Annotated in this window: 28 protein-coding genes and 4 pseudogenes; 10 read left to right on the top strand and 22 right to left on the bottom strand. The window is 70.3% G+C overall.

Features of this window, described 5'->3' with window-relative positions; all coding sequences use genetic code 11:
• Positions 1–52: 52 nt before the first annotated feature.
• Both ABEB13_RS01135 and ABEB13_RS01130 read right to left on the bottom strand, forming a co-directional pair.
• Positions 53–1,313 (bottom strand): annotated as a pseudogene (locus tag ABEB13_RS01135) (IS256 family transposase); the annotation flags it as partial.
• 115 nt (positions 1,314–1,428) lie between these two features.
• Positions 1,429–2,079 carry a response regulator gene (locus tag ABEB13_RS01130; RefSeq protein WP_345703851.1) on the bottom strand — a complete coding sequence of 217 codons (651 nt, stop codon included), beginning with the start codon at positions 2,077–2,079 and terminating at the stop codon, positions 1,429–1,431.
• Between the two features lie 241 nt (positions 2,080–2,320).
• Here ABEB13_RS01130 and ABEB13_RS01125 point away from each other — a divergent pair, with 241 nt between their 5' ends.
• Positions 2,321–2,602 (top strand): hypothetical protein, encoded by a 282-nt coding sequence (locus ABEB13_RS01125; protein ID WP_345703850.1) that lies wholly within the window; start codon positions 2,321–2,323, stop codon positions 2,600–2,602.
• Here ABEB13_RS01125 and ABEB13_RS01120 read toward each other — a convergent pair.
• Positions 2,567–2,677, bottom strand: a pseudogene (locus ABEB13_RS01120) (histidine kinase); the annotation flags it as partial. The gene ABEB13_RS01125 and the pseudogene ABEB13_RS01120 sit on opposite strands and share 36 nt — an antisense overlap.
• On the opposite strand from ABEB13_RS01120, the gene ABEB13_RS01115 reads away from it, so the two are divergent.
• From ABEB13_RS01115 to ABEB13_RS01105, 3 genes are all read left to right on the top strand, one after another.
• Complete coding sequence (locus ABEB13_RS01115; protein ID WP_345703849.1) at positions 2,657–2,863, top strand: hypothetical protein; 207 nt, start codon at positions 2,657–2,659, stop codon at positions 2,861–2,863. The pseudogene ABEB13_RS01120 and the gene ABEB13_RS01115 overlap by 21 nt on opposite strands.
• A 480-nt stretch (positions 2,864–3,343) precedes the next feature.
• Positions 3,344–4,075 carry a class I SAM-dependent methyltransferase gene (locus ABEB13_RS01110; RefSeq protein ID WP_345703848.1) on the top strand — a complete coding sequence of 244 codons (732 nt, stop codon included), beginning with the start codon at positions 3,344–3,346 and terminating at the stop codon, positions 4,073–4,075.
• Between the two features lie 62 nt (positions 4,076–4,137).
• Positions 4,138–5,079, top strand: a complete 942-nt coding sequence (locus tag ABEB13_RS01105; RefSeq protein ID WP_345703847.1) for a DedA family protein — start codon at positions 4,138–4,140, stop codon at positions 5,077–5,079.
• On the opposite strand, the gene ABEB13_RS01100 is transcribed toward ABEB13_RS01105, so the two are convergent.
• Positions 5,061–5,285, bottom strand: a complete 225-nt coding sequence (locus ABEB13_RS01100; protein WP_345703846.1) for a hypothetical protein — start codon at positions 5,283–5,285, stop codon at positions 5,061–5,063. The genes ABEB13_RS01105 and ABEB13_RS01100 overlap by 19 nt on opposite strands.
• A gap of 247 nt (positions 5,286–5,532) precedes the next feature.
• Here ABEB13_RS01100 and ABEB13_RS40115 point away from each other — a divergent pair, with 247 nt between their 5' ends.
• From ABEB13_RS40115 to ABEB13_RS01085, 3 genes and pseudogenes are all read left to right on the top strand, one after another.
• Positions 5,533–5,967 carry a hypothetical protein gene (locus tag ABEB13_RS40115; protein ID WP_380231482.1) on the top strand — a complete coding sequence of 145 codons (435 nt, stop codon included), beginning with the start codon at positions 5,533–5,535 and terminating at the stop codon, positions 5,965–5,967.
• Between the two features lie 540 nt (positions 5,968–6,507).
• Positions 6,508–7,916, top strand: a pseudogene (locus ABEB13_RS01090) (NF041680 family putative transposase).
• A 381-nt stretch (positions 7,917–8,297) separates the two neighbouring features.
• Entirely contained in the window at positions 8,298–8,600 is a 303-nt protein-coding gene (locus tag ABEB13_RS01085) for a hypothetical protein (protein WP_345703845.1), read from the top strand.
• A 7-nt stretch (positions 8,601–8,607) separates the two neighbouring features.
• Here the strand turns inward: ABEB13_RS01085 and ABEB13_RS01080 are convergent, their stop codons facing one another.
• Positions 8,608–9,564 (bottom strand): anti-sigma factor, encoded by a 957-nt coding sequence (locus tag ABEB13_RS01080; RefSeq protein ID WP_345703844.1) that lies wholly within the window; start codon positions 9,562–9,564, stop codon positions 8,608–8,610.
• Positions 9,561–9,923 (bottom strand): annotated as a pseudogene (locus tag ABEB13_RS01075) (sigma-70 family RNA polymerase sigma factor); the annotation flags it as partial. The pseudogene ABEB13_RS01075 and the gene ABEB13_RS01080, both read right to left, overlap by 4 nt.
• Before the next feature lie 248 nt (positions 9,924–10,171).
• On the opposite strand from ABEB13_RS01075, the gene ABEB13_RS01070 reads away from it, so the two are divergent.
• On the top strand, positions 10,172–10,402 hold the full coding sequence (locus ABEB13_RS01070; RefSeq protein WP_345703843.1) for a DUF6296 family protein: 231 nt from the start codon (positions 10,172–10,174) through the stop codon (positions 10,400–10,402).
• 320 nt (positions 10,403–10,722) lie between these two features.
• Here the strand turns inward: ABEB13_RS01070 and ABEB13_RS01065 are convergent, their stop codons facing one another.
• The 3 genes from ABEB13_RS01065 to ABEB13_RS01055 form a co-directional block, all read right to left on the bottom strand.
• Entirely contained in the window at positions 10,723–11,037 is a 315-nt protein-coding gene (locus ABEB13_RS01065; RefSeq protein WP_345703842.1) for a hypothetical protein, read from the bottom strand.
• Positions 11,034–11,315 (bottom strand): DUF7848 domain-containing protein, encoded by a 282-nt coding sequence (locus ABEB13_RS01060; protein ID WP_345703841.1) that lies wholly within the window; start codon positions 11,313–11,315, stop codon positions 11,034–11,036. Before ABEB13_RS01060 ends, ABEB13_RS01065 begins: the two co-directional genes overlap by 4 nt.
• Before the next feature lie 181 nt (positions 11,316–11,496).
• Positions 11,497–11,937 carry an ATP-binding protein gene (locus tag ABEB13_RS01055; protein WP_345703840.1) on the bottom strand — a complete coding sequence of 147 codons (441 nt, stop codon included), beginning with the start codon at positions 11,935–11,937 and terminating at the stop codon, positions 11,497–11,499.
• 174 nt (positions 11,938–12,111) lie between these two features.
• On the opposite strand from ABEB13_RS01055, the gene ABEB13_RS01050 reads away from it, so the two are divergent.
• Positions 12,112–12,705, top strand: a complete 594-nt coding sequence (locus ABEB13_RS01050; protein ID WP_345703839.1) for a DUF5919 domain-containing protein — start codon at positions 12,112–12,114, stop codon at positions 12,703–12,705.
• Between the two features lie 156 nt (positions 12,706–12,861).
• The gene (locus tag ABEB13_RS01045) at positions 12,862–13,329 is read left to right on the top strand and encodes an NUDIX hydrolase (RefSeq protein ID WP_345703838.1); all 468 of its coding nucleotides are present in this window, start codon (positions 12,862–12,864) and stop codon (positions 13,327–13,329) included.
• 303 nt (positions 13,330–13,632) lie between these two features.
• Here ABEB13_RS01045 and ABEB13_RS01040 read toward each other — a convergent pair whose 3' ends face one another.
• From ABEB13_RS01040 to ABEB13_RS00980, 13 genes are all read right to left on the bottom strand, one after another.
• Positions 13,633–15,426, bottom strand: a complete 1,794-nt coding sequence (locus tag ABEB13_RS01040; RefSeq protein ID WP_345703837.1) for a DUF2637 domain-containing protein — start codon at positions 15,424–15,426, stop codon at positions 13,633–13,635.
• Positions 15,427–15,533: 107 nt separating this feature from the next.
• A complete protein-coding gene (locus tag ABEB13_RS01035; RefSeq protein ID WP_345703836.1) occupies positions 15,534–16,835 on the bottom strand; it encodes an AfsR/SARP family transcriptional regulator in 1,302 nt (433 codons plus the stop codon).
• Positions 16,724–19,306, bottom strand: a complete 2,583-nt coding sequence (locus ABEB13_RS01030) for a LysM peptidoglycan-binding domain-containing protein (RefSeq protein ID WP_345703835.1) — start codon at positions 19,304–19,306, stop codon at positions 16,724–16,726. The genes ABEB13_RS01035 and ABEB13_RS01030 overlap by 112 nt, the downstream gene beginning before the upstream one ends.
• A 40-nt stretch (positions 19,307–19,346) precedes the next feature.
• The gene (locus ABEB13_RS01025) at positions 19,347–20,192 is read right to left on the bottom strand and encodes a hypothetical protein (protein WP_345703834.1); all 846 of its coding nucleotides are present in this window, start codon (positions 20,190–20,192) and stop codon (positions 19,347–19,349) included.
• 143 nt (positions 20,193–20,335) lie between these two features.
• Entirely contained in the window at positions 20,336–21,013 is a 678-nt protein-coding gene (locus tag ABEB13_RS01020; RefSeq protein WP_345703833.1) for a hypothetical protein, read from the bottom strand.
• 26 nt (positions 21,014–21,039) lie between these two features.
• A complete protein-coding gene (locus ABEB13_RS01015) occupies positions 21,040–21,474 on the bottom strand; it encodes a TadE/TadG family type IV pilus assembly protein (RefSeq protein WP_345703832.1) in 435 nt (144 codons plus the stop codon).
• Positions 21,474–21,908: a TadE/TadG family type IV pilus assembly protein gene (locus tag ABEB13_RS01010; protein WP_345703831.1), complete on the bottom strand. Its 435-nt coding sequence runs from the start codon at positions 21,906–21,908 to the stop codon at positions 21,474–21,476. Before ABEB13_RS01010 ends, ABEB13_RS01015 begins: the two co-directional genes overlap by 1 nt.
• On the bottom strand, positions 21,898–22,035 hold the full coding sequence (locus ABEB13_RS01005; RefSeq protein ID WP_345703830.1) for a hypothetical protein: 138 nt from the start codon (positions 22,033–22,035) through the stop codon (positions 21,898–21,900). Before ABEB13_RS01005 ends, ABEB13_RS01010 begins: the two co-directional genes overlap by 11 nt.
• 2 nt (positions 22,036–22,037) lie before the next feature.
• Positions 22,038–22,334, bottom strand: coding sequence for a TadE/TadG family type IV pilus assembly protein (locus tag ABEB13_RS01000; RefSeq protein WP_345703829.1), 297 nt, complete (start codon positions 22,332–22,334; stop codon positions 22,038–22,040).
• A 38-nt stretch (positions 22,335–22,372) separates the two neighbouring features.
• Complete coding sequence (locus ABEB13_RS00995) at positions 22,373–22,636, bottom strand: hypothetical protein (RefSeq protein ID WP_345703828.1); 264 nt, start codon at positions 22,634–22,636, stop codon at positions 22,373–22,375.
• A gap of 118 nt (positions 22,637–22,754) precedes the next feature.
• Positions 22,755–23,327 (bottom strand): type II secretion system F family protein, encoded by a 573-nt coding sequence (locus ABEB13_RS00990; protein WP_345703827.1) that lies wholly within the window; start codon positions 23,325–23,327, stop codon positions 22,755–22,757.
• Positions 23,285–23,686 carry a hypothetical protein gene (locus tag ABEB13_RS00985; RefSeq protein ID WP_345703826.1) on the bottom strand — a complete coding sequence of 134 codons (402 nt, stop codon included), beginning with the start codon at positions 23,684–23,686 and terminating at the stop codon, positions 23,285–23,287. Before ABEB13_RS00985 ends, ABEB13_RS00990 begins: the two co-directional genes overlap by 43 nt.
• Positions 23,683–24,486 (bottom strand): type II secretion system F family protein, encoded by an 804-nt coding sequence (locus ABEB13_RS00980; RefSeq protein WP_345703825.1) that lies wholly within the window; start codon positions 24,484–24,486, stop codon positions 23,683–23,685. The genes ABEB13_RS00985 and ABEB13_RS00980 overlap by 4 nt, the downstream gene beginning before the upstream one ends.
• Between the last annotated feature and the right edge of the window lie 25 nt (positions 24,487–24,511).

Here is a 24,511-nt window from a genome sequence, read left to right as displayed (position 1 = left end):
CCCGATGACCCGGGCGTGTCAGCGACTTCGTGTAAGTCGCAAGGGGCTGTCGCATGCTGAGCCGGTCCGCGAAGAATAGTGAGAACTGGTTCAGCGCCTCCTTCCGGTGTGTGGCGACGTGGTTGACGTCGCGTGCCTTCGGGTCGATCTGTTCTCGGACCGCAAGGTAGAGCAGCTTCAATGCGGCCTGCTCGGAGGGGAAGTGGCCGCGGTTGCGGGTCGCCTTCCGGAGCCGGGAGTTGATCGACTCGACCATGTCCGTCGAGTAGACAACCCTCCTTATGGCTGGCGGAAACGCGAGGTAGGGCGTGAACTCGCTCCAGGCCGTCCGCCAGGTGCGGGCCACGGCCGGGTAGCGTTCGCCCAGCTCGGAAGCAGTGAACTGATCGAGGGCCCGTTGGGCGGCCTGCTCTGTCGGCGCGATACAGACAGCCCGCAGGGCCGAGACCAGCGTGGAGTGGTCCTTGCTCGAGGAGAGCCGCAATGATGTGCGGACCAGGTGGATCACGCACGTCTGGACCGTCGCACGAGGCCAGATCGCGGTCACCGCGTCGGGCAGACCCTTCAACCCGTCGCAGCAGACGATGCACACGTCCTCGATGCCGCCGTTGCGCAGTTCGGTCAGCACGGCCATCCACGTGGTGGCGCCCTCGCCGCCGTCACCGACCCACACCCCAGCACGTCCTTGCGCCGGTCCATGTCGACGCCGACGGCCAGGTGGACCGGTTTGGAAACCACCGAGCCGGACCGGATCTTCACCCACAGCGCGTCGATGTAGATGATCGGCCAGACAGCGTCCAGCGGGCGGTTCTGCCGGCTCACCAGCTCGTCGACGATCGCGTCGGTGAGCTTGCTGATCAAATCCCGACTGACCTCGACCCCGTAGATTTGGGCCAAGTGCGAGCGGATGTCCTGCACACTCATGCCGCGCGCATACAGCGACAGAATCCGGTCGTTGAACCCGGCCACCCGCCGCCCGCTCCTCGGCACCAGCTGCGGTTCGAAGTCGCCGTTGCGATCCCGGGGCACCGCCGCGGTGACCGCGCCGACATCGGGGAGCACGGTTTTGAGCGAGGTCCTACTGCGGGAATTGCCCGAGCCGCGACCTGCCGGGTCATCTCGTAGCCCAGGTGCTCTGCCTTCTCCGCTTCCAGGGCCCGCTCCAGCGCGGCCCGGGTGATTTCCGTCAGCAGCCCGCCCTCGCCCAGTAGGGCCGCCCCGGAGGCGTCCGCGCTGTCCATCAACCGCTCGACGACCTCGCCGACCAACGCCTCCCCGGTCGCCGCAGCACTCGGCAACGTCTTCTCCGTCATGACTCGCCCGTTCCGCCTGGCCAGAGGCCCGAGGCCGAGCCTCCGGCCAGACCGTCACATCACGGACTTACACGATCTTTCAGGCGTGTCCCTCCGCGACTGCCTCCGGAGTTGTTCATCGTGTGTGGCCGGCATCGCGTGCGAGGAGGGCTGCCTGCACCCGGTTGGTGACGTCGAGGGTGGTCAGGATGCGGCTTACGTGGGCTTTGACGGTGCTCTCGCGCATGCCGAGGCGGTGTGCGATGTCGGCGTTGGTCTCGCCCTCGGCAAGCAGGGCCAACACATCGCCTTCCCGGGGAGTGAGGGCAGCGATGCGGCTCTCGGCGTCAGTGGTTCGGGGGCGTGTGGTGCGGTGGTAGCGGTCGATGAGGCGGCGTGCGGCGGAGGGATGGAGCATGGCGGAGCCTGTGGCGACGAGGTGGACGGCGCGCAGGATCTCGGCCGGGTCGGTGTCTTTGAGGAGGAATCCGTCGGCGCCTGCGGCGAGGGCGTTGTAGACGTATTCGTCGAGGTCGAACGTGGTCAGGGTGATGATCTTCGGCGGATGGGGCAGGGCGCGCAGTCGGGTGATGGCGGTAATGCCGTCCATGCGGGGCATGCGGACGTCGACGAGGGCGACGTCGATGCGTTGGGTGGTAGCCAGTTCGATGGCCTGCAGTCCGTCGGTGGCCTGGGCGACGACGTCGATGTTCTCGTCGGTGTTGAGGAGGTCGGTCAGGCCGAGGCGGACGAGGGCGTCGTCGTCGACGATCATGGCGCGGATCACGAGTGGTGGCCGTTCTGCTCGGCGGTTGGATGGGGGATGCGCGCAGCCACTCGCCAGGCGCCGGCGCCGTGGGGGCCTGCGTCCAGGTGCCCCCGAGGGCTTCGACGCGTTCGTGCAGGCTCACCAAGCCGAAACCGGAGGGCACGGCCTGTGCGGTGCGGGCGCCGGGTGTGTTGGTGACTTCGATGAGGGTGGCGGGCGGGCGGTAGTCGATGCGGACACGCACGGGTGCGTCGGGGGCGTGTTTGCGGGCGTTGCTCAGGGCCTCTCGCGCGAGGCGGAAGACGGCGAGCCGGTGGGCCGCGGGGGCCTGCTCGGGTGTGCCGTCGACGACGGTCTCGACGTGCTGCCCCGCGTTTCTGGCCTCCTCGATCACCTCTTCGACGTCCCGCATGACCGGCACGGGCCCGTCGCCTGTGCCAGCGCCGGCATGCAGGGCGCCCAGCACGTCACGCAGGTCGGTCAGGGCGTCCGTGGAAGCGGTCCGCAGCAGCGCGAGGCGTTCGATGACGGGAGCGGGTAGATCGTCCTTTCGGGTGGCCAGCACGCCGGTGTGCAGGGCGATCAGGCTGAGCCGGTGGGCGAGCACGTCATGCATCTCCGCCGCGATCGCGGAACGCTCGGCGATGCGTGCAGCGTCCTCGCGCAGTTCCCGCTCGATCCTCAAGTGCTCGATCTGTGTGCTCATCGCCAGCACGAGGCGACGCCGGTTGCCCATCCACAGTCCTCCCACAATGGCCAGCAGCAGGAACACGCTGGATCCGTACTGCTGGGGCCGCCATAGGGACACAGTCGGAGGGAAGATCGCGTTCGCGGTCAGTGCCGCGGCGGCGCAGGCAACCGCGGCCCGCGTGTGGCGGGCCGCGGCCAGATCGAACAGAGCCAGCACCAGCACCGGCAGGGCGGCCCAGCCCCACGCTCCGGCGGCGGCGGTCGCCACCGCGGGAGTGAGCAGCCAGTGGCCCCGGCGCATCAGCAAGAGCACACCGCACGCCACCAGCACGGCACTCTGGACCGTGAGATAGCGGCCGCCGACGGTCGATGCCCCGTTCTGCACCGATCCCAAAGTCAGCAGCCCCACCAAGCCGTATCGGCCGTATAAAGCCAGATTCTGGCGGTACTTACGATTCACCCGTAGATCGTAGGCACGAAGCAGGTCCCCCTCCGTCCGCCGTTCTGCCACGACCTTCCCCTACTTTCGTAGGGGACTGTGACGACAGAACGGCGGATTCACAGGAACGCCGCTCTTTGTAGCGTCGAAGACATGGACGACTGGACCACCTCACACGACCGTGTCCTCACGCAGCGAAACGCCGAGGGCTGGACATTCCTCCTCGAAGCAGCCCGCGACCTGCGCACCACTGGCGCCGTCGCCCCCAGCGGCAGGACACTGGCCCGCCTGCTCACCGATCCCGTAGATGAGCCCGGCGTGGGCCCTCTGAACGTCCTGGAAGCCGGCGCCGGCACCGGTTCAGTCACCCGTGTCCTCATCCCCCGCCTCGCCCGCGGCAGCCGCCTGGACATCGTCGAGTCCAACCCCCGCTTCGCCGCACGACTGCGCCGCCTCGTGCGCACCCACCCGCATCTCGCAGGTGACAGCGAACGCGCCCGAGTCCACCACGCCCTCGTAGAAGAACTCGACACCGGCCACCGCTACGACCTCATCGTCTCCGGTCTCCCCTTCACGAACTTCACCCCCACCCAGGTCCAGAAGATCATGGACCGGTACATGGATCTGCTGCAGCCCGGCGGCACCCTGACCTACTTCGCCTATCGAGGCACCCGCTACGCCCGTGCTCTGACCGCCACCCGCACCGAAGGCCGCCGCCACCGCGGCGTCGAGGAGGTCCTCGCCGGCTACCAGCGCCTGTACGCCACCGGCTGCTGGACCGCATGGGCCAACGTGCCCCCGGCACGGGTCTGGCAGCTGCGCCGTCCCGTCGCCCAGGCCCCGGTGGCGGCGTCGTCGGCAGCCCTGACCGGAGCGGGCCGATGAGTGCACTGACCGGCCTGATCGGCCAGGTCCCCGCCCCCGCCGCCTACGCGATCCTGGCCGCTGTGGTGCTGTCCGAGTCTGTGCTGCTCGTCGGCGCGTTCGTCCCGACCCTGACTCTGCTGCTGGCCTGCGGTGTGCTGGCCCGCGCCGGTGACCTGAATCTGTCCCTGGTCATCGCCATAGCCTCGGGCGCGGTCGTTGCCGGGGATTTCCTCGGACACCGCACCGGGCGCCTGCTGGGCAGCCGCCTACGGACCGGCAGCCTGGGCCGTCGCATCCCCGCCTTCGCATGGCGGCGAGCCGAAACCTTGATGGAGCGACACGGCGGCCAGGCCGTCTTCCTCGCACGATTCGTCGCCGTCGTACGCACCCTGGCCCCGCACCTGGCGGGCGCGACCGGACTGCCCTACCGGCGCATAGCCCCGTACAGCCTGCTGGCCGCCCCGCTGTGGGCCGGCGCCGAAGCCACGGCGGGCTACGCCGCAGCAAACTCCCTGCAACACGTCATCACTCTCAGCGGCCCTGCCCTCGCGGCCGCCGCCGCACTGACTGCCGGCGCCGCCCTGACCACCCGCCGGATCCGCGGTCGTGCCCGCGCACGCGCCCACCAGCCGACTGCTACTCACGGCCCGGTCGGTCTTCACACCGTGATTGCCGACAGGATCGGGCACAAGACCAGGTCCGTCCTCCGTACGGAAGGGGCCCGTGTGGCGAGCTGGTCCACGACCGGGTCTCGACCGTCCAGCAGTTCACCACCTGGCAGAACCTCGTTCCTGACGGGGCCGGGACCGAGCACCCGGTCGCCTTCGAGGCACTGGGGCAACGTCGGCGAAGCCAGCGGGTGGTCGGGGCCCTGGAAGCAGCTCAGGTCATCGACGTGGGCGGCCAGGAAATCCACGCCTGGCAAGCGGCGGTGCACCCCGACGGGCGGTGCACCGCCGCCGGGCAGGCCTGCACTGCCGGGACTCTCTTCTCGCGGCAGGGGTCAGAGGTTCTTCTCGTAGTTCGCGAGGGCAAGGCCGAGTCCGAAGAAGGTGGGGGCCCATTCGCCGACGTAGATGCCCCACCGGTCGGCGCGTTCGATGTCCTGGCCCTTCTCGATCTTCAGGGAAGTGGCCCAGGTGATGACGGACAGGCCGATGGAGGCGAAGGCTGCGGCGTAGGCATGCTCGCTGCGGATGCCGGAGTCGTGGAGCTTCTTGACGATCATGGCGCGGTCTCCTTGCTGGTTGGCCGGCGGTCGTGGCCGGGGCCGGGGCGACCAGGCCATGGTGAGGCCCCGGCCACGGTGTCGAGCCTGTTGCCGCGACGGCGGTCCCGCACCCCGGGGGACGTCCGCGGGTGAACGGTGCGCAAGACCTGACGCGGGGCAACGCGACGACCCTGCCGCCGCGAGGTCCGGTTCCTGTGCCGACCGGGGGTTGCCCGGCCGAGGGACGAGCGGCAGCCTGGCAGGCATGGGTGACTGCGAAGGATCGGGCACGGTGGCGGTTCCCCCGGCGCGGCTGTTCACCTACCTCGCCGATGTGCGCAACCTGCCTGCCTTCCTGCCCCGGGGCTGGGCGGATGAAGCCGGCCCAGGCCAGCGAGGTCGCCCGGAAGGGCAGCGTCCGCTTTGGGGTGGCCGGCATCGGTCAGGCGGCCAGGGCGAGCCCGGCCAGACGGTCCGGATCGGTGAGGATGTCGAGTGCGGTGATGCGGCCGTTCCGGATGGTGAACGACATGACGGACAGTGGTCGTCCCTCGGCGAACGAGAGGACGCCGGGTGTGCCGTTGACCAGCACCAGACGCGCGTCCGCCGCGAAACGGGCGAAGGTGATCGCCTCGGCCTCACCAACTTCTTCAACCGCATCAACACCACCATCGAGGAGCCCGCCGGCACCACCTGGTAACCGGCGCCGCTGACGTGTCGCCCGGACCCGAGGTGCATGCTATCCACAGCCACGGTGCCGGCAGCAGCGAGACCTGCCACCAGCACCGTCTCGGGCCCCAGGCGAAGTCACACGCGAGATTGCGTGTCCCTGCCCCAGAAAACAGAGATTCGCCCCGCGAGACGAAACCCCCGTCAGGCTGCTGACCTTGATGACTACGATCCCGAACATGGGCAGCGCCCCGCCGACCACCACCGACCAGCCGGCCGACGGCACGGGCCAGGGCCCCGCAGCGCGCCCGCCCCGGCTGCCCCAACCCGGTGCCCAAGAGCCCGACCGGACGGCCGAAGCAGTACTGCTCCCGCTCGTGCCGCAGCAAGGTCGACCGCGCCAAAGCCAAAACCCGCGAAGCAGCAGGACCCTAAGCTTGTTGTTTTACCTCTGGTGATCATCTTGAGGTTGTTCGATCTGGTCACCCACATGGGGATCCGCCGGACACGGCGACGACCTCCGTTTCACGCTGTGTGATGTCGAGTCGCACAACGGTCACGGAGGTCGTCGATGTCGAGTGTGGTCTTTGAAGCCCTCAGCCGACAGGCTGTCGCGGAACTGTCCTCCTTTCGGCTGGACTTGTACGCCGCGATGCCCCGCCTCGCGGACGCGCTCTTCGAGCTGTCGGATGCCCTGCTGCGCGCCGACGGGCCGGTCCGAGCCCTGGTCGAGTTGGCCCTCGCCCCTGAGCACCGGCGCTCTCACGGCTCTCTGTACGCCGCCTTGAACCGGGGGATCTCGATGCGGACCGCCTGCGATGCGCAATCGCGGCCCGCAGTCTGCCCCGCGGCCCGGGCGGGCGGATCGTCCTCGCCGTCGACGTGACCGCCTGGCTGCGGCCGGACGCCAACACGAGTGATGCGCGCTCCTTCTGCCACACCTACGGCCGCCGCGAGAACACCCACGAGATGGTGCCCGGCTGGCCCTACTCCTTCGTCGCCGCCCTGGAACAGGGCTCGACCTCCTGGACGGCCCTGCTGGACGCACAGCGGCTGGAACCCGGCGCGGACTCCGCTGCCGTCACCGCCGCCCAGCTGCGCGAAGTCCTGCGATGCGTCTTCAACGCCGGACACTGGAAGCTCGGCGACCCGCCGGTGCTGATCGTGGCGGACGCCGGCTACGACGGCCCGCGCCTGGCCTGGCTCCTGCGGGACCTGCCCGTGCGGATCGTCGTGCGGATGCGCTCCGACCGTGTCTTCTTCAACCCCGTCCCCGACGGCCACCGGGTCGGTCCGAAGGGCGGCCAACCTCCGCGCCACGGAGCCCGGTTCGAGCTTGCCGACTCCGCCACCTGGCACGTCCCCGACAGCGAACACGCCACCCGCCACTACGGCGCCGCCCGCGTCCGTGCCTGGCACCGCCTGCACCCGCGCATCTGGCGCCGATCGGCCTGCAGCGACTATCAGGGCCAACTACCCATCGTCGAAGGAACCCTGATCCGCCTCGACGTCGATCACCTGCCCTCCGGCGGGACCCCGAAGCCGGTCTGGCTGTGGTTCTCCGATCCCACGCCCTCCGATGAGGACACCGACACCGCCTGGCACGCGTTCCTGCGGCGCTTCGATCTGGAGCACACCTTCCGCTTCCTCAAGCAGACCATGGGCTGGACCCGTCCCCGCCTGCGCGAACCCGCGGCGGCAGACCGCTGGACCCGCCTGGTTCTGGCCGCCCATACCCAGCTCCGCCTCGCCAGGTCCCTCGCCGCGGACCTGCGCCGGCCCTGGGAACGACCCCAGCCCGCCGACCGCCTCACTCCAGCCCGGGTCCGACGTGGGTTCCGCAACATCCGCACGACCCTGACCTGCCCGGCTCATGTTGCGAGACCTTCCCGGCCCGGCCCCGGTCGCCCACCCGGCCAGCCCAACCGCCGCCGAGCGCCCGAATACGACGTCGGACTCGCCCTGGTCACCAACCCGTAGCGAACAGGCAGGCGAGGATCCGAACGCAACACAAGATGATCACCGGAGGTAAAACAACAGGCTAAGCAGCAGCAGTAGTAGTAGCTGCCGCACCGCAGCCCGACCCGGACGCTACCGCTGCTGCGCCGTGAGTTCTGGGCCCTGGACCAAGGTCCGGCCGAGTCTTGCTCAGCGCATCTCGTGAGTCGAGCGGGAAACGCCCGGCTCGTCCGTCGAGCGGCTCGCCTTGGTCGGGCTTCCCTCTATGAGGGGAACCCCGACCGCGCCTGACCAGCCAACTTCGTTGGTGCACGGGATTCGCAGGGGTGCCCCGGGAATCCCGACACCATCACGCCCCCGTGCCCGGCGAGGCTGCGTCAGCTGGCCCGGGGTGGGTTTGGCGTGGCGAGCGGTCTTCTGGTTGTTCAATCATGCGCCGAGGCCGACGTGCACGACCTCGGCGGCGTCGTCGCCGCCGGGGCCGGCCACTACGGTCTCCAGCTGCTCCTTGTGCGGGCGCGGTATCCGGACATGGCCTTTTCCCCGGCGAGCGCGGCCAGGCCCTGCTGGAAGCGGTCCGTGCGGGACGTCTTCGGCCTCGCCCGGGCCGCGGCCTTCGCGGCCGGCCCCGCGCCTGCCTGCCTGGCCGGTGGCTGGACGTGCCAAGGCGGCGTCGAGTGCTCGCGGTCTGGGACCACGACGTGACGGGCCATCATGAATCGGCCTGGAGAGCGAGGAGCGCCGGGAACCGGGCACAGGTACTGACGACGGTCGAACCGCAACTGCTCTGGTGGTAGGCGGAGTCCCTGAGGAGCTCTGAGCCGACCGACCCCTGACAATGACCATTACACCTTGCTACTCCCGGGAAGGAGACATGCCCGTCCTTTGTGCGGACCCGGCCGGAGCCGGTTCGGTCAGTTGACGGGGAGGAGCAGGACGGGGTCGGTGGTGGGCTGGGGGAGCCGGCTGCGGGTTCGTCGGTGAGGGCGAGGGCCCGGGCGCCGGCGATGCCGGTAGGCAGGAGCAGGGTCGAGTCGGCGGAGCGCAGGAGGCCGGCGGGGCGTGGTGCACCGCCCTCGTCGAGCCACAGCTCCCATGCGCGGCCTGCGGGCAGGGCGGGTAGCCCGGTGGCGAGGAAGGCGGCCTGGTTGCGTGCCCGGGACCAGATGGCGGTGCCGCTGCCGGTGCCGTCGGTGGTGGCGGCGGTGGTGCTGCGCACGTCCGGGGCGGTCAGCAGGGCGCCGAATTCGGTGAGTTCGGTGTGCAGCCGGGCGGATTGGGTCTCGGCTTGCTGGGCTTGGTCGTGCTGCTGGACGGCGATGGTGCCGAGGCCGGCGGTCAGTGCGAGGCAGGCGGCCAGGACGATGCGGGCGGCGATTGTGCGGGGGCGCCGGGCGAGGATCCGGGGGCGGATTCGGTCGGTAAGGGTGCGTGGCGGCAGTTGCCGGAGGCCTTCGATGGCGGCGATGGCCCGTTCTTCCATCCCGGGCGGCGGCGTGAGGGCGCAGGCGCAGCCGAGCCGGGCCAGGGTGGCGGCGAATTCGGTGACCTCGGTGCGGCACGCCTCGCACTGGGCGAGGTGGCGCTCGAACGCGTCCTGTTCGCCCTGGGTGAGGGCGTGCAGAGCGTAGGCGCCGGAGAGGGTGTGCAGGTCGGGTGCGGTGTTCATGAGCCCACGCCCAGGCAGTCGCGGAGCCGGACGAGGCCGTCGCGCATGCGGGTCTTGACCGTGCTCAATGGCGTCTCCAGGAGGTCGGCCACTTCCTGGTAGGTGAGGCCGCGGTAGTAGGCGAGGGTGAGGGATTGCCGTTGCGGGCCGGTGAGGGCTTTGAGGCAGTGGCGGAGCCGTTCGTGCTCCAGGCGGTCCTCGACGAGTTCGGAGACTTCGTCGACCGGCGTGGTGTGGGCGCCGGCGGCTGCCTTCTCCTCGCGCCTGGCGGCGTTCTCCGCCTGGCGGACCCGGTCGACGGCCCGGTGATGCGCCATGGTCATCACCCAGGGGTCACCGCGCCGCGCTCGGGGCATCGGCCGCTTCCAGGCGTGTTCGCTGCGGGTGCCGCAGTCGCGGAGCTTCTTGACGATCACGGTGGGTTTCCTCGCGGGTGTGGCGGTGGGTGGCCGAGGCCGCAGGCGACGGGGCCTCGGCCACGGTGCGGAGCCTGTCGGCCTGCGGGCGGTGCCGCATCCTGGGCGCGGCCGCCGGGTGACACATGGGCCGTTGCCGGGTACGACCGGGCGCAGCCGGGTAGGTGCCCGCCGGTAGGTGCGTGGAGTGGGTGAGTGTGGTGGCGGGTCGGTATCTGGTGACGTTCCCGGGCCGGGTGGGCTGCCATGCCCCGCAGCGCCGGATCGTGGTCTACGCCCTGGGCATCCAAGGACCCCACGGGCATGACCTGTATGCGGACGACAGCGGCCGGCTGCAAGTGGAGATCGCTGCCGACGGCACGGTCCTCCCGGTGGGCACGGACCTCGCGGGGGCCCTGTCCCATGCCGAGCCCCTGGCCTGATCTTGCCGCTGCGCCCGCGCAGATGTCCGACGGCTTGTCCGGAGAGCGGCCCGTGCCGGGGCGGTCGGTCGCATGCCCGCGACCGTCGTGTCCTTCGTTCCTTGGGCGTGCCGGGCGATGCAGGGCCGCTCGCAGCCTACGATCACGGCCGTGACTCATGATCATGACCTGGCCAACCGCACGGGTATCGACCCGCTGCCGACCGGGAGCCGGTGCCCACGGTTGCCGAGCTGCGGCTGGTGTGGCGGCGCGCGAAGGCGCTGTGGAGCTCGGACCCCATGGACGGGGGAGGCCCTGCCGGGGTAGCCAGAGCGGGCGGTCTAGTGGGCCGCGGGGTGGAGTCCGCGGCGTCTTCGGGCCTGGATGAGGCGGGCTCGTGCGCGGGCCCCGGCCTCGATCCGGTGGGAGCGAAGACCGGCGGCCGTGGTCATGCGCTGGTAGCGGTCGACCACGCGGATGCTGTGCCGGTGGTGGGCGAGGCAGAACGGGCAGATCGACAGAGCGACGCTGACGCCGTCCAAGGTCGCGGTCCCGTGCGGGGTGACGTCTCGGACCTGGAGGCGCTCGCAGCACATTCCGGATGCCCAGGGCAGGCCCGGCGGGATGTCCGGGAGGATGCCCGACTCGATCGTCATTCCGGCTCCTCGTCGGGCACCATCACCCAGGCGAGCTCCGAGAGCTGTGAGAACCTGCGGTGGTCCGGGTGAAGGCGGGTGTGGCCGGCGGCCCACCGCTTGGCGTCCTCGAAGGTCTCCCGCTCCCCGGAGTGCTCCTGACACCGCACGCCGTCCTCGGACTCGCCGAGGCAGGCGAGGAGGTGGCGCTGCGCGGGATAGGGCTCGTTGTCGATCCGCATCGTCCAGACGGTCAGCCGGCATCCGATCACCAGGCCGGAACTGGCAAGGGGCGTCAACGGTCTCAACGGAGTCGTCCGATCTTCGAGGGGCACTGGGGTAAGTCGCATTCGCACAGCGCGAACGCCGCCGCGGGGTGGTAGGCGTAGGGGTTGTTGCTGCCGGTGAACACGGCCTCAGGGAGGATCTCGGTCTCCTTGCCGTCGGGCCCTCGCCCGTACACGCGGACCCGCATCTCGCTCACCCGGCCGCCAGAGCGGGCGCGGGTGCCGGCTGGGCCCCGGGTTCTGCCGGGGCGTCCTGGGCGAACAGCGCGTAGACGGTCTTGCCGTCGCCTCTCGGCTCCCAGCCCCACGTCGTCGCGAGGGCGTCCACCAGCAGCATGCCGCGACCCCGGATGGCGTCCCATGCGGGCCGATCGGCGTTGGGGACTGCCTCGGAGGTGTCGATGACGTCCACCCGCAGGTGACTGCCGGTCCAGGAGGCCCGGACCCGGCAGGTGCCACCACCATGCTCCACGGCATTGGCCACGAGCTCGGAGGTACACAACCGGACGGCTTGGAGAATCTCCTCCGACAGCGGCAGGCGCCAGTCCTGCAGCATGCACACCACCCGGTCCCGAGCGTCCCGCGCCGCGTCACCCCGGCCCTGAACGTCGAACTCGTTCGTCAGCGGAAGCACGACACCTCCCTGGCCTTGTCGGCCTCAACCCTGGCAATCACTACGTTCTGCTGATAGCCCGTCACATACCGATCATCGGACGGAAATCGAGGACGTCCTACTCCGTTCCAGGGACGTTTGGAACGTTTTGCTGGTACACCTTTACTCGTCCTTGCAGACCTGAAGGGGTACCCCGTGAATGAACCTCTGAGGCGGGCCATGGCTCGTGCGAACATGACCGAAGCTCTGCTCGCGCGTGCAGTAGGTGTCGACCCGAAAACCATCGGACGATGGGTCAGCAACCCCGCACGCGTGCCCCACGCTCGGCACCGTGCAGCGGCCAGCCGAGCCCTCGATGAGGAGGAAACCGTGCTCTGGCCAGCCGTGCAGACCCTGGTGAAGTCCGGACCCGACCGAGAACTGGTCCAGCTCTATCCATACCGATCCGCTGCGCCAACATCGCTGTGGGCACAGCTGATCCGCCGGGCGGAGAGCGACCTGGTGTTCGCTGGCTACACCAATTACTTCCTCTGGCTGGAGCAGGCACGACTCGGTGAGGTTCTGCGCAGGAAGGCCGCCTCGGGCTGCCGGATCCGCTTCATTCTCGGTGACCCGGCATCCACCGTCACCCGCCAGCGCGAAAGCGAAGAAGCTGTACCGCTCACCCTGTCCACCCGGATCGAGGTGACACTGGCTGAGCTCAGGAAGCTCCGCGATGTGCCGAACATCGAAGCTCGATTCGAGACCGGCCACGCCCCCTGTCGGTCTTCCGCTTCGACAGTGACATGATCGTGACGCCCCTCTTGCCAGGTAGAGTCGGGCACGACGCCCCGATGATGCACCTCCGCCGGGCTCAGGACAACGGCGTATTCGACCGGTACTTGGACCATGTCGAGGGGCTGTGGGGCCGCGGCCGCGACGTATGGACGAACTCGGAGGTGGAGCATGCCACGGCGTGACTTTGAGAACGACCCGAACGCCCCGAAGGCGAACAGCCTGGTCCCAGCTGCCTCCGTGGTCGTCGTCGACCACGAGGGCCGAGTTCTCCTCCAGCGCCGCACCGACAACGGCATGTGGGCACTTCCGGGCGGCAAGATGGACCTCGGCGAATCACTCGCCGGCTGCGGAATCCGGGAAACTCGCGAGGAAACCGGCATCGACATCGAGATCATGGGTATCGTCGGTACCTACACCGACCCGGGCCACGTCTTCGCCTACGACGACGGTGAAATCCGCCAGGAGTTCTCCATCTGCCTCCTCGGCCGGCCCATCGGCGGGCAGCTCAGCACCAGCAACGAATCCACCGACGTCGCATGGTTCACCCCGAAACAAGTCGAGGCACTACCGATGGTTCCAAGCATCCGCAAACGAGTGAACGACTGGCGCTCCGGCGACATCCCCGTCGTCCGCTGACGAAAGCTCCTTATGTCGGCCCTGGGGCACCCGTGCCGGGCCGGCACTCGGTGATAGGTATCGAACGAGACCTACGCTGACCCGCGATCGGAACGGGCCTGGCGTCCCGTCAGTTCCACGGATCACAGATTTACAGCCTCGCAGGCCACGGACCTCCAGAGCGAGCCGCTCCCGGCCACCCGGCCGGCCACCAGCGCGCATCGCCCGCCACACTGAGGAGAACGGCACCCCGCTGCCTGCTGCATCTGGAGGATGGCGGCCGTTCTCGGAGAACGCCAGTACGCCGTTCCGCTTCGGAGAGCGTCACCGAATGGGCTCTGGGCGGCTGGGCAGCTTCGCCCCGGCGCTGGCGGCGGCGAGCTCTCCCGTTACGTGCCCGCCGGGCCGGGCCACGATGGGGCCGAGCTCGTCCTCAAGCTCCTTGTAGACCGTGCGTGCGCTGCCCTCGTGGGCGTATCCGGCAAGCCGGGCGAGGGTTCCTCGGGACAGCTCCCGTCCTTCGCGCTGGTGCTGTTCGTAGATCAGACGAGCCCGGTCCTTCTTCGAGAGGGGCCTGCCGTCGACTTGCTGCTCTGCTCGCGACTCGCGCTCCGACTCCGAGCTCAGCGGTGCAGGCTCCGGCTCGGCGGCAGGCGGATCGTGCGGGCCCTCCAGCGGTTGCGGTTGCTCGACACGGAGGTGAGCCGAGCTGCTGCGCTGGATCGGAGCCGGAGCGAACGGCGTCATCTCCTCGGCATCCGGCGCCGAGACACGCCGCGGCGGCCCGTGCAGCTCCACTGCTGACGGAAGAGGTGCCGTGAGCGACTGGATCACCTGCAGCAGGCCGCCCGGGTCGGCGCCCGGGTCGCGCTCGTACTCGGCGCGGAGCACCGCTGCGGCTGGCGCACCGTCAACCAGCGCCCCTGACGTGGCCAGCTCCTGCCATCCGGGAGGGACCGACTTGACGTCCCGAACCGGCAACGCGGAGACGAACTCATGCCCAGCTGCGGAGGACGACTCCACCGTCCCTGCTTCCCACCGTGCGTGCCGAGCGGCGGCATCCTCTGCGATGGGCAACGGGCCACCCGCGGCCGGGAAGTCGACGGCCGCAGCACGAGAGGCATCAGCGGCCGGCTCGCCTCCTCCCACCGCGATCACCACCCCTGCATCGGACTCCTGGCGGGCCGAAGCAGAGGCGATCGGGGACAGAGCCGGCGAAGGCGCGGGAGCCACGAGGTCCGACGCGGCACTCACAGGAATCCGCTCCACCACCGTCTTCTCCGCCGGCAGCGCCTCCACGGGCCGGTCACCTGAGGGCAGCTCAGGAGCGTCGACGAGGACCTGGTGCATCGCCTCGGTCCAGATGCCGTAGCCAGCCATCCGCAACGTCCGCAGAGCCTCAATCGGGGCGTTGGATCGCCAGCTGCGGCCGTACCGGATACGCAGCTCTTTCCGGTACAGCACACGGGCGCGCTCCAGCCGCACGACCTCGTCGTAGGAACGGATCTCCCACAGCTTCATCCGGCGCCACATGCGGAAGGTCCCCACCGGTGACAGCGCCCAGCGCCACCATCGGATCGAGTCCATGTGCCGGTCGTCGGCGAGATCAGCGGTACGGCGCACCACGTGGCGAGCCGCCTCCACCACGATCACGAAGAGGACCGGGATCAGAGCATGCATGGTCGTGCCCACGGGGTCCGGCCAGCTGACGGAGGCGTTGAAGGCGATGGTCCCGGCCGTCAGTATCCACGCGATCATGCGCAGGGGCCAGAAGGCCATCTTCTTCCACGTCAGGTACACGTCCAGCGCCAGGATGACCGCGATCCCGACGTCCACACCGACCGGGAAGGCATACGAGAACCAGGAGAATCCCTTCTCCTGGGCCAGGCGGCGCACCGCCGCGTAGCTTCCGGTGAAACCGATGCCCGCGATCACACCGGACCCGGCCACGATGGCGCCCAGCAACGCCTTCTCGCCCCGACGCGGCTTCTGTGCCGTGCGCCCTCCACGGCCGCTCGGTGATGTGGCGGTGAGCTCCAACGGATCGGTGCGGTGCTCCAGTTCCCCTGAGATGGGCTCCATGCGCTCCCTGTTCTCCCTGTCGTCGTCAGTGCGCACGCGGCGCCTGTCGCCCTCCATAGATGGCGCGGTCGAGCCCGGTGTGACCGCCGAGCGATGACGAATCGACGAGACGTCATGTCCAGCGTGCCTGCGGCGGGACTTGATCAAGCGGTTGCGGTACGGCGTCCCTTCAGCAGCGTCTCGAGCAGTTCGACGGTCTCCTCCTCCGGGTCTACGCCGAGTTCTTCGTTCAGGTCGTGCAGTCGGCGCGCGGCGCGCTCCAGGCTCTCGCGGTCCCCGGAGGCAGCGTGGACCTCGAAGAGGTCGCGGTAGAGCAGTTCGCTCTCCGGAATGGCCTCCAGGCCGCGGGCGGCGGCCATCGCGGCCGCCCGGTGGTCCCGCTCGGCCAGGCGCCGCTGGGCGAGCTCGTGTGCGGCGTCTTCGATCGCGGAGATCATCTCCTGGACCCAGGCCTCGTTCCAGTTGTACTTGGTGGCCAGGGTGCCGGCGAAGGGCCTGCCGCGGACCAGGGCGAGCGCCTGGGCGAGCGCGATGTCCGCGTCCAGGCCGCTGCCGTGGTGGCCGGTCCGGTAGAGCTCCTGGAACTGCGCCCAGTCGCAGGTCACCGCTAGGTCGAGCCCGTACACGCCCTCGGTGATGGGGGGCAGGTAGGGGCTGCCGTCCGGCTTGTTGCCGAGCCATCGTCGGGCCCGTGACATCAAGGTGTTGCGGGCCTGGTTGTCCACCCGGGCTCCGGGCCACATGGCCTCGTCGAACTCCAGGCGGCTGCTGCCGGGGTTCAGGACGAGCCAGGCCGCCACTTCGGTGAGCTGACGGCGCCGCGAGTCCTGCTGCTTGCCGCTGCCCAGACCGAGGACCTCGACGCGCCCCAGCAGCCGGACGTACGGGATGGATGGCTCCGCGGCGTCGGCGGTGAGCGCAGCCAGGACCGCAGAGGAGTTGTGCAAGCGGTGGCTGACCCGCGCGTTCGCACCAGTCGGGGCCGGGCTCGGGACGGTGACCGGCTGCGCCTCGGCACCGACCACAGTGTCGTCCTCCCCATCCTCCGCGGCCTGCTGCTCGGCGTCCGGCTCTGCGTCCCGGACTCCGCCGTGGTCCTCTGCCTGCTCGGCGCCCTGCTCGTCGTCAGCGTCCTGGGTGTAGCGGGCGATCAGGGCGTCGAGGTCCTTCTCGTCCTCGCCCCAGTCCGGATCCTCGTCGTCTTCGGTGCCGGCCAGGCCGAAGACATCCTCATCGGGGTCCGCATCCTCTTCCTGGTCGGCTTCGTCCGCGCCGGCGGCACTGATTGAGGCTGCGGCGCGGGCGCGCTGCTCCTGCTCGTCCTTCTCGGCGATCAGGTCCAGGTCCTGCGGCTCCCGGGAGGAGCCGGCGGCGCCTGCGGCCGCAGGGAGCGGGCCCGGTAGGGCGGGTGCCGCGCCGGTGTTCGTGGCCAGCGCGACCGGCACGGTGACGGTGACCGGAATCGTGGACGGCCCCAGCGCGACGGCCGGGGGCCGACGGTGTAGGTGACCTGGGCGGCGAGCGCGGACCCGGTCGCGGCGTCAGCCCCGACGAGCACCGGCTCCTCGCCCATCTCCGTGCCCTGGTCGGCGCCGTCCTCGGTCTCGGTTGGTTCGGCGGCCACCGTGGTGGTGGTCGGCCGGGTCCAGGCCGGAGCCGGGAGCGTGTCGCGCCGCTCGGCGGTGGCCAGGACGTCCACCAGATGCCGGTAGGCGTCCGGCTCGATGCGCTGGAGGATCACAGTGAAGGGGAGGCCGTCGATCTCGACCTCGAGGCCGGCCTCGGCCGGGATACGCCAGCCGGTCTCCACCGGCAGATCGGTGCGGTTGCCCGCGATAACGCCGATCGACGTCCTCGGCTGCGCACGGAGGATGTCGATCAGCTGCTCCGCCTGCGGTGCGGCCGGTTCGGCGGTGCTGATCAGGATGTGCGGGGTCCAGGCGTCGCCGGCGGCCGGGTCGCTGACACGGGCGGCCCGCAGGGAGGAGTGCCCGCCCTCTTCGAGGGCCTGGCGCTGGAACGCGTCCTGGGAGGCGAGCGTGGCCAGGGCCTCGGGCAGCATCTCGTAGTAGTCCGCGTGCGCGGGGTAGAGCTCGGCGAGCTGCTCGCCGACGCCGGCGAGCAGCAGCAGACGGTCGTCGGCGAGCATGCTGTTGGCCAGCTCGACGCTGAAAGCGCGCAGCACCGCGAGGACGTCGCCGTCGGATCCGTCCAGGGAGAGCAGCCCCACGGTCTCCAGGTCGACCAGGACCGGGTCGCCTTCGGGGGTGTGGCCGAGGCTGACCAGGGTCGGGTAGGGGGCCGGGGTGCGGGCGGCTTCCTCGGCGCTCAGCAGGGTGGTGTTGCGGGTGGAGGAACCGCAGCGCCACAGCGCCGTGTCCTCCTCGGCGGCGGTGAACGGGGCGATCGGTGCGGCCGGGGCAGCCAGGTACAGCTCGACGGCATCCCCGCTGACGCGTACGGCCTCGAGCTGCGGGACCTCTTGGCCCAGGTGGGCGGCGCGGGCGGCCATCGACCGCAGTGAGCGGTCCAGCAGGGCCAGGCCGGTCGGGTTGGTGGTCGCGCGCAGCTGTCGCTCCAGGCCTGCAGACTCGCCGGCGGGCATGGGGATGCGGCGAGTGGGCTTGCGGCGGCGCTGCTGCAGGAGGCGGCGCAGGCCGATGCTAGCCAGGACGCCGGCGGCGAGGATCGCGCCGCCGACGGCCAGGTTGCGCACGGTGTCGCTGCTGTTGTCGGCGGCCGCGCTCTGGGCGTGCTCGGGTTCTGCGATTGGGTGCTGGGCCGGCTGCGTGGTGGTCGGGATCTGCGCCGGGCCGGCTGCCGGTGCAGCAGTGGGGGCCTCCGCGGGCGCGGTCGGTGCGGGCGAGGCCAGCTTCGGTGAGGCCGTGGCGTCCGGGGCGGGCGTCTGAGCGGGAGTGGTCGTGGCCGGCGGCTGAGCGGCCGGCGCCGTCGCAGGCGGCGTGGCGGTGGCCGGGGCGGGAATCACGATCTTCTCGCCGGGGAACAGCTCGTCCGGGTCGCTCAGGTGCGATCCATCGGGCTGCACCAGGACCTTCGTGGCCTCCAGCAGCAGCGGGTACTTGTCGCCGTCCCCGAGCTCGCGTTCGGCGATGCCGGACAGGGTGTCGCCCTCGGCCACGGTGACCAGGTGCTCGCCCGCCCCGCCGGGGGCGGTCTGGGCTGTCGAACGGTGCAGGTCATCCCCGACGGCGTCGGCCGGAAGCAGGAGCGTCCAGCCCGGGCGGATCCGGCTGTCGGAACCGAGCGAGCCCCCGTCGGGCTGAGGGCGTCCCTCGTTCAGCTGCTGGATCTCCGACCAGCGGGTGCCGTCACCCAGGTGCTGCTCCGCGATGCGCCACAGGCTGTCGCGGTGGCCCTCGGACGGCGCCTTGACGACGTAGGTCGGCAGGGACTGCGCTGTGGCCGGTGCCGCGGTCGTCACCGCGGCGGCCTGCTGCGACACGACGGCGGCCGCTGCAACTGCCCGCGGCACCTGAGCGGGGGTGGCCGCAGAGGCGGCAGAGGCCTGGCCGATGATGAGCGCACCGGCGCTGACCAGCAGCATGGTGGCAACCAGCTGCCGGGCCAGGGCCTGGTTGACGCCAGCCGCCGGCACCCGCATCGGCAGGCGTCCGATCCCCGAGAGCGCGGCGCGGAGTTCGACGGCCACGCACAGCGCGAACTGGGCCCAGACCGCCCAGAGCACCACGGCGAGCGTGTTGATGATGACGGTGGTGCCCACCGACTGGTTGAGGGTGGACCACGTCGGCATGCTGCTGGGCAGGGGGTTACCGATGAACGTGATCAGCCCCCACGGCACGGCCGCCAGCAGCGCGAGCAGGGCCAGGCCGGCCAGGCCGGCGCGCACCAGGTCGCCCGTCGTGCGGGCGGCCGTGGCCGGCTTCGACTTGCTCATGGGTCCGTCCTTCGTGTTGCTCGGTCCAGCGGGAGCGTGGTCAGTGGGTGACCACGGTCTGGATCTCCTTGACCACCACGTCCTGTGGGGCGGCGTCGGTCAGACCGTCCGGCAGCGCGTTGGCAGGCGCCGCGTTCGGGTTCTTGGAGGCGGTCCACGTCACCTTCCACTTCACCCGGCCGGTCAGCGGGTACGTGCCGCCCCTGGAGGACCGCAGGTAGGTGACGTTGCAGCTACTCGACGACGAGTCCACGGTGTAGCCGCCACCCGACGCGGTGAACGGGTAGGTGCAGGTTCGGGGCGACGCGTCGTCGGTACCGGCGTCGATCTCGAGCGAGATGGGCACCGCCAGGGTGGACGCCGCGATGTTGAAGCCCATGTAGTCCAGTGACGCGGTCACGGACACGGACTGCAGAGGGCGGCTGAAGCTGACGAACGTCGGCAGGTTGACGGTCTGCCGGTCGGCGGCTGGCGAGAGCGCGACGTCGGGCGATGGCAGCTTGGTCGCCCCGTAGGCGATCTTGCTCAGCATCTGCGGCGTCACGGTGAGCAGCCCGGCCGGAGGGTTGCCGGCCGGGACCCAGCGAATGCCCGGGCTCTGCGTACAGGTGGTCGTCACCGGCAGGTCCCAGGCCGCGTTGGTCTTCACCATCCCCCACCAGGCGCCGTTCTCGCCGCGGTGGAAGTCGTGGTCGGCCTTCAGCGCGTCGTACTGCTTCTGCGCGTCCGCGCCTCCGGATGTTCCGGCCAGCTGCTGAAGGAGCGCCTGGAACGCGGTGTCGAAGCCTTCCGGGGTGTACTCGGGTTCGTACCAGCAGGCGGGCGGATCCCAGCTGCCGCCGGAGGACACCAGGTGCGTGCCACCCTCGGCGCCGTTCTCATGCATGGTGAGGGTGACGTGCGACTCGATCGACCATGGGGTCGGTGTGCCGCCGCCCGGGTCGTTGCCCCAATCCGCCTGGGCCGGCGATGACAGGACCGATGCGGCAAACAGGGCCAGGGCCGAGGCCACTCTCGCCCGCCGGAGAGTCAGGCCTTCTGGCACCGTGTGGATCCCTTCTCTCCGAGAGTCTGGGTCACGCGCCACACCCCTTGGGTGGACTTCTCGAGGCCGAGGTTCCACTCGGTGTAGTCCCGCACGGAAGGGGTGCTGGTCAGGACCTTGCCGCTCGACTTGTCCTTGGCGTAACCCTTCGACTGGTCCTCGCAATACGTGAACGCCGCGTGAGTGGCGTCCTGGATGGTGATCGTGGGGGCGTAGTACCGCGTCTCGCCGGTCACCGTCTGGTTGCGCTTCACGAGCTGGTCGATCATGTTGGCCATGTAGGGCCGGGCCATGCCGTCGTAGGCGTACTTGAACGCCGGGTCCTGCAGGTCGCCCTTAGCGAGCGCGCCGTTGAAGGCGCGCAGCGCGTACGTCAGGGACTGCGCCACGGCGTCCTTCCCGGCGTCGCCGGTCGCAGGGAACTGGACGGTGACCTTCAGGTCGGCGGGCAGGGCCACCTCGGGCGCGCCGGGAGGCAGGGTCGCGGTGGGGCTGGCGGGGGTGCTGCTGGCCGAGGTCGGCGGGGCGGTGCCAGCGCCGCTGATCGTGCCGTCGCCGGCCGGCTTGGAGCTGCCGCACGCGGTTGCCGCGGTCACGGCGAGCAGGGCGCAGCACAGTGCCGCAGTCCGTCGCGTGCTGCGGCGGGTGCTGGTGGATCGCATGGTGTGTCTCCCGTTCCCCGTGGGGCTCATTGTTCCTGTACGGCATGTGCTGTCGCGTTACCACGCACGGTAATTGACGTTTGGCCAAGCAATCGCATCAAGATCGGCTGGTAGGTCAGCTGTACCTCGACCGTGACGGTGTTTCCGCCGCTGGAGGTACAGGTCGCGCTCGCACCGGCCTGGGCGGCGAAGGACTGGGCGTAGCCGCTGCATGCCGGGTTGGCGGGCACGCTGAGGTTTCCGGCTCGCAGCGACGCAGAGTCGATCTGGTTGGCGGTGTAGCGCGCGGCCTGTTCGGCGATGTCGGCGGCCTTTTCCCGCTGGTGGATCGCCAGGCCTCCGTCGATCACGAAGGACGCGAAGAGCATGAACAGCATGGCGCCGAAGATCAGGTAGAGGGCTCCGCTGCCCTCGTCTTCGCGCAGGCGGGCCTTGAGTCGCTGCAGGATCGTTGTGGTCATCAGGATGTCCGCCTGAAGGTGTCAAGCGGCGCGGTGGCGGTGCTGGTCACCCGCCGGTTGGCGTTGATCCCGAGCCAGGCCAGGCCGCGGACGTCACAGCTGATGGTCACCGTGAACATGCCTCCGGCTCGCCAGTCTCCGGACGGGTTGACCTGCATGTCCCCGTTCGCGCAGACGCCGGCTGCGCTCGCGTGGGCGGCGCTGGTCGCCTCGGCTGTGGCGGTCTGGAAGTCGCGCTGCAGCGCCCCGGCGCGGGCGGCGTCCCGGGCCGCGCCGTCCAGGGAGCTCCGGCTCTGCACCATGAGGCCGAAGCCGACGAGCAGCAGGGCCATGAGCAGGAGTAGGGGTGTGGCGATGACCAGCTCGATGGTGCTGATCCCGTCGTCGGCGCGCAGTCGTTGTGCGAGGCTCGGTCGGGTGCTGTCAGCCGGCATCGGGCACGAACCTCTCCACGGGGCCCTCGCTGGTCGCGGTGGCGGTCAGGTGCAGCCAGGGGATGACGTTGACCACCTGGACCTGGACGGTGACCTTGACCGTGTGCGGGCCGGTGTCCTCCGCCACGATCACCGGATCGCTGCTGAGCGCGGGGCCCAGGGAGTGGATCCGGTTGAGGGCGACGGTGCTGGCGTTGCCCTGCCAGCCGCCGGGGTCTGCGTCGGCGGTGGCCCGGGCCTCCTGGCCCCGGCCTGGGCCGAGGCCAGGGCGACCTGGTCCGCGAAGAAGAACAGCGCGAACTGGACGGCGAGGAAGAGGAGCCCGAAGATGATCGGCGTGCCGATCACGAACTCCACGGAGCTCATGCCGGAGTCGCGGCCTTGAGTACGTCGGCGCTCGATCAGCCGGCGAAGGCGGCGCATCATCGGTTCCCCTTCCTCTCCTCTTCCTTGCCGTCCGGTGGTCAGCTGCAGCCGCCGTTGTTGCTAGAGCTCGCGCCGGTGATGCAGGTGCCCACGGTGGTCGCCTTGGTAGTTAGGGCGCCGCTGAGGATGACGGCGACGGCAACCAGGATCGCGATGATGATCGCGATGCCGATGACCATCTCGACGGTGGAGAAGCCGGCGTCCTTCGTGTCGCGTACGGCGGCCACGCGGGCGCGGACCCACGTGGTGGCCAGGGTGAGGTCTGGGTTCCAGCCGGTCATGCGGTCAAGAACGTCGTTCATGGTGCAGATTCCCCTCGATGGTTGGTGCCCCGCGGGATGCGGGGCGGAGGATCGGTCGGGGCCGCGGCGACGGCACTGCCGCGCGGCCAGGGTGGCCTGTGGGTGCACAGGACGCGGTTCACAGGGACGCCACCCGCACCAGGCCCGGGTAGATCAGGAAGATCATGAATCCGGCGACCAGTGACAGCTGCGCGATGAGCATCGTCTGCGACTGCGCACCGGCCTTGCCTTCGGCCTCGGACAGCTCCCGGTCGGCGAGGGTCTTGGCGGTGGCCATCAGCGAGCTGCGGATGCGCGCACCGTCGTCCGCCGCGAGGGCGATCCGGACGGCCAGATCCCGCAGTTCGGGGACGGCGATCTCCTGCCCGAGCCGGTCGAGCGCCTGCCAGTGGGTCAGGTTCGCCATCCGGGCGCCCTGCAGTTCGCTGCGCAGGCGCAGCATGGGCTCGCTGTCGGTGATCTCGGTGGCCGTCTTGAGTGCCTCGGGCAGGCCGCGGCCGCCGGCGAGACTGTTGGCCACGAGGGTGGTGAACGAGCCCAGGACGTGGGTGAAGTCGGCTCGTGCCTTCTTCGCGTCGCCGCGGATCTCGATGTCGGGCAGGAAGAAGAACAGCGCGGCGAATGTCAGCGCGAGCCACAGAGGCAGTGTCAGGTTGCTGGCGAATCCCGCAGCCCACAGGGCGAGGAACACCAGGGGCCGAAGAGCAGCCCGAGGAGGCTCACCAGGATCTTCGTCGCCATGAACGACTCGAACGAGCGGCCCAGGATCGCCAGGTCCGCGCGAAGCGCCGGGAATTCCCAGCCCTGGCGTGCGCACAGCCGGGAGGCCTGGAGCCCCAGGACCTCTCGGATCTGCGATGTCCGGTCGGTGCGGCCAGCGGTCGGCGCCGCCGGCGCCTGGCTTCCCAGGGGGAGCCGGGCGCGGGCGTCGACGCGCAGCACGGTGGCAGCGGCACTGGGCCTGCCCGGGAACAGGGCCCGGACGAGGCCGAAGGCGCCCAGGCCGAAGCCGGCCCCGTACAGGAGCGGCCACAGCAGATCGAGACTCACGCCGTTCCTCCTGCTTGGGTCTTGACGAGGAACCGGTTGGGGGCGGGCACCCGCGACAGGCGCTGCAGCCAGATGAGGCCGAACGCGAAGAGGCCGAACACGACGGCGAGGACCGCCTGGCCCTGCGCGGTGCCGAACGACTCGGTGTAGGCGGGGTTGAAGACCCGCAGGCCGACCACCATCGCGACGATGACGATCACCACGATCTGCACGCTGCGGCGGGTGCCCGAGCGGCTGGCGAAGATGCGGTTGCGCATCGCGACCTTGGCGCGGGCATCGTTGGCCAGGTCGGTCAGCACCTCGCGCAGGCCTTCGCCGCGCAGGCCCGAGGCCTGGATCAGCGCGGCGATGACCATGTCCGCGCCGCCGTCGTCGAGGTCGGCCGCCAAGTGGTTCAAGGCCTCGCTCATCGGCATGCGGGATCGGATCCGGTCGTCCAAGGCCAGGAGGTGAGGGCGCAGGGTCACACCGGCTGTGCGCGCCGAGGCGCTGATGGCCTGCTCCAGGCCGGCCGCGCTCGCGATCGTGTCGCGCAGGCCCTCCGTCCACGTCGCCAGGGCCTCGACCCGGGCCAGGGCCGTACGCTCCGCGGCTGCACCGCCGAACATGGTCGACCAGAACATCACCAGGAGTACGGCGGCCACCGCGGCGACCGGCCAGCGCATCACCACGAGCACGACCAGGCCCACGACCAGCGCCACGCCGGCGCGCCGCCGCAGGAACTGCGCGATCTGCTGGGAGGCAGGCGTGGTGGTCGTCGCCTTGCGGCGCCATCCCACGAGCGCGGCAACGAAGAGCACGATCCCGCAGCCAGCTCCGCCGCCG

It is taken from the genome of Kitasatospora paranensis, assembly GCF_039544005.1.
In the GTDB taxonomy this organism is placed as follows: Bacteria; Actinomycetota; Actinomycetes; order Streptomycetales; family Streptomycetaceae; genus Kitasatospora; species Kitasatospora paranensis.
Note: the sequence above shows the minus strand (reverse complement) of the source record. Positions and strands in the feature narration are given on the sequence as shown.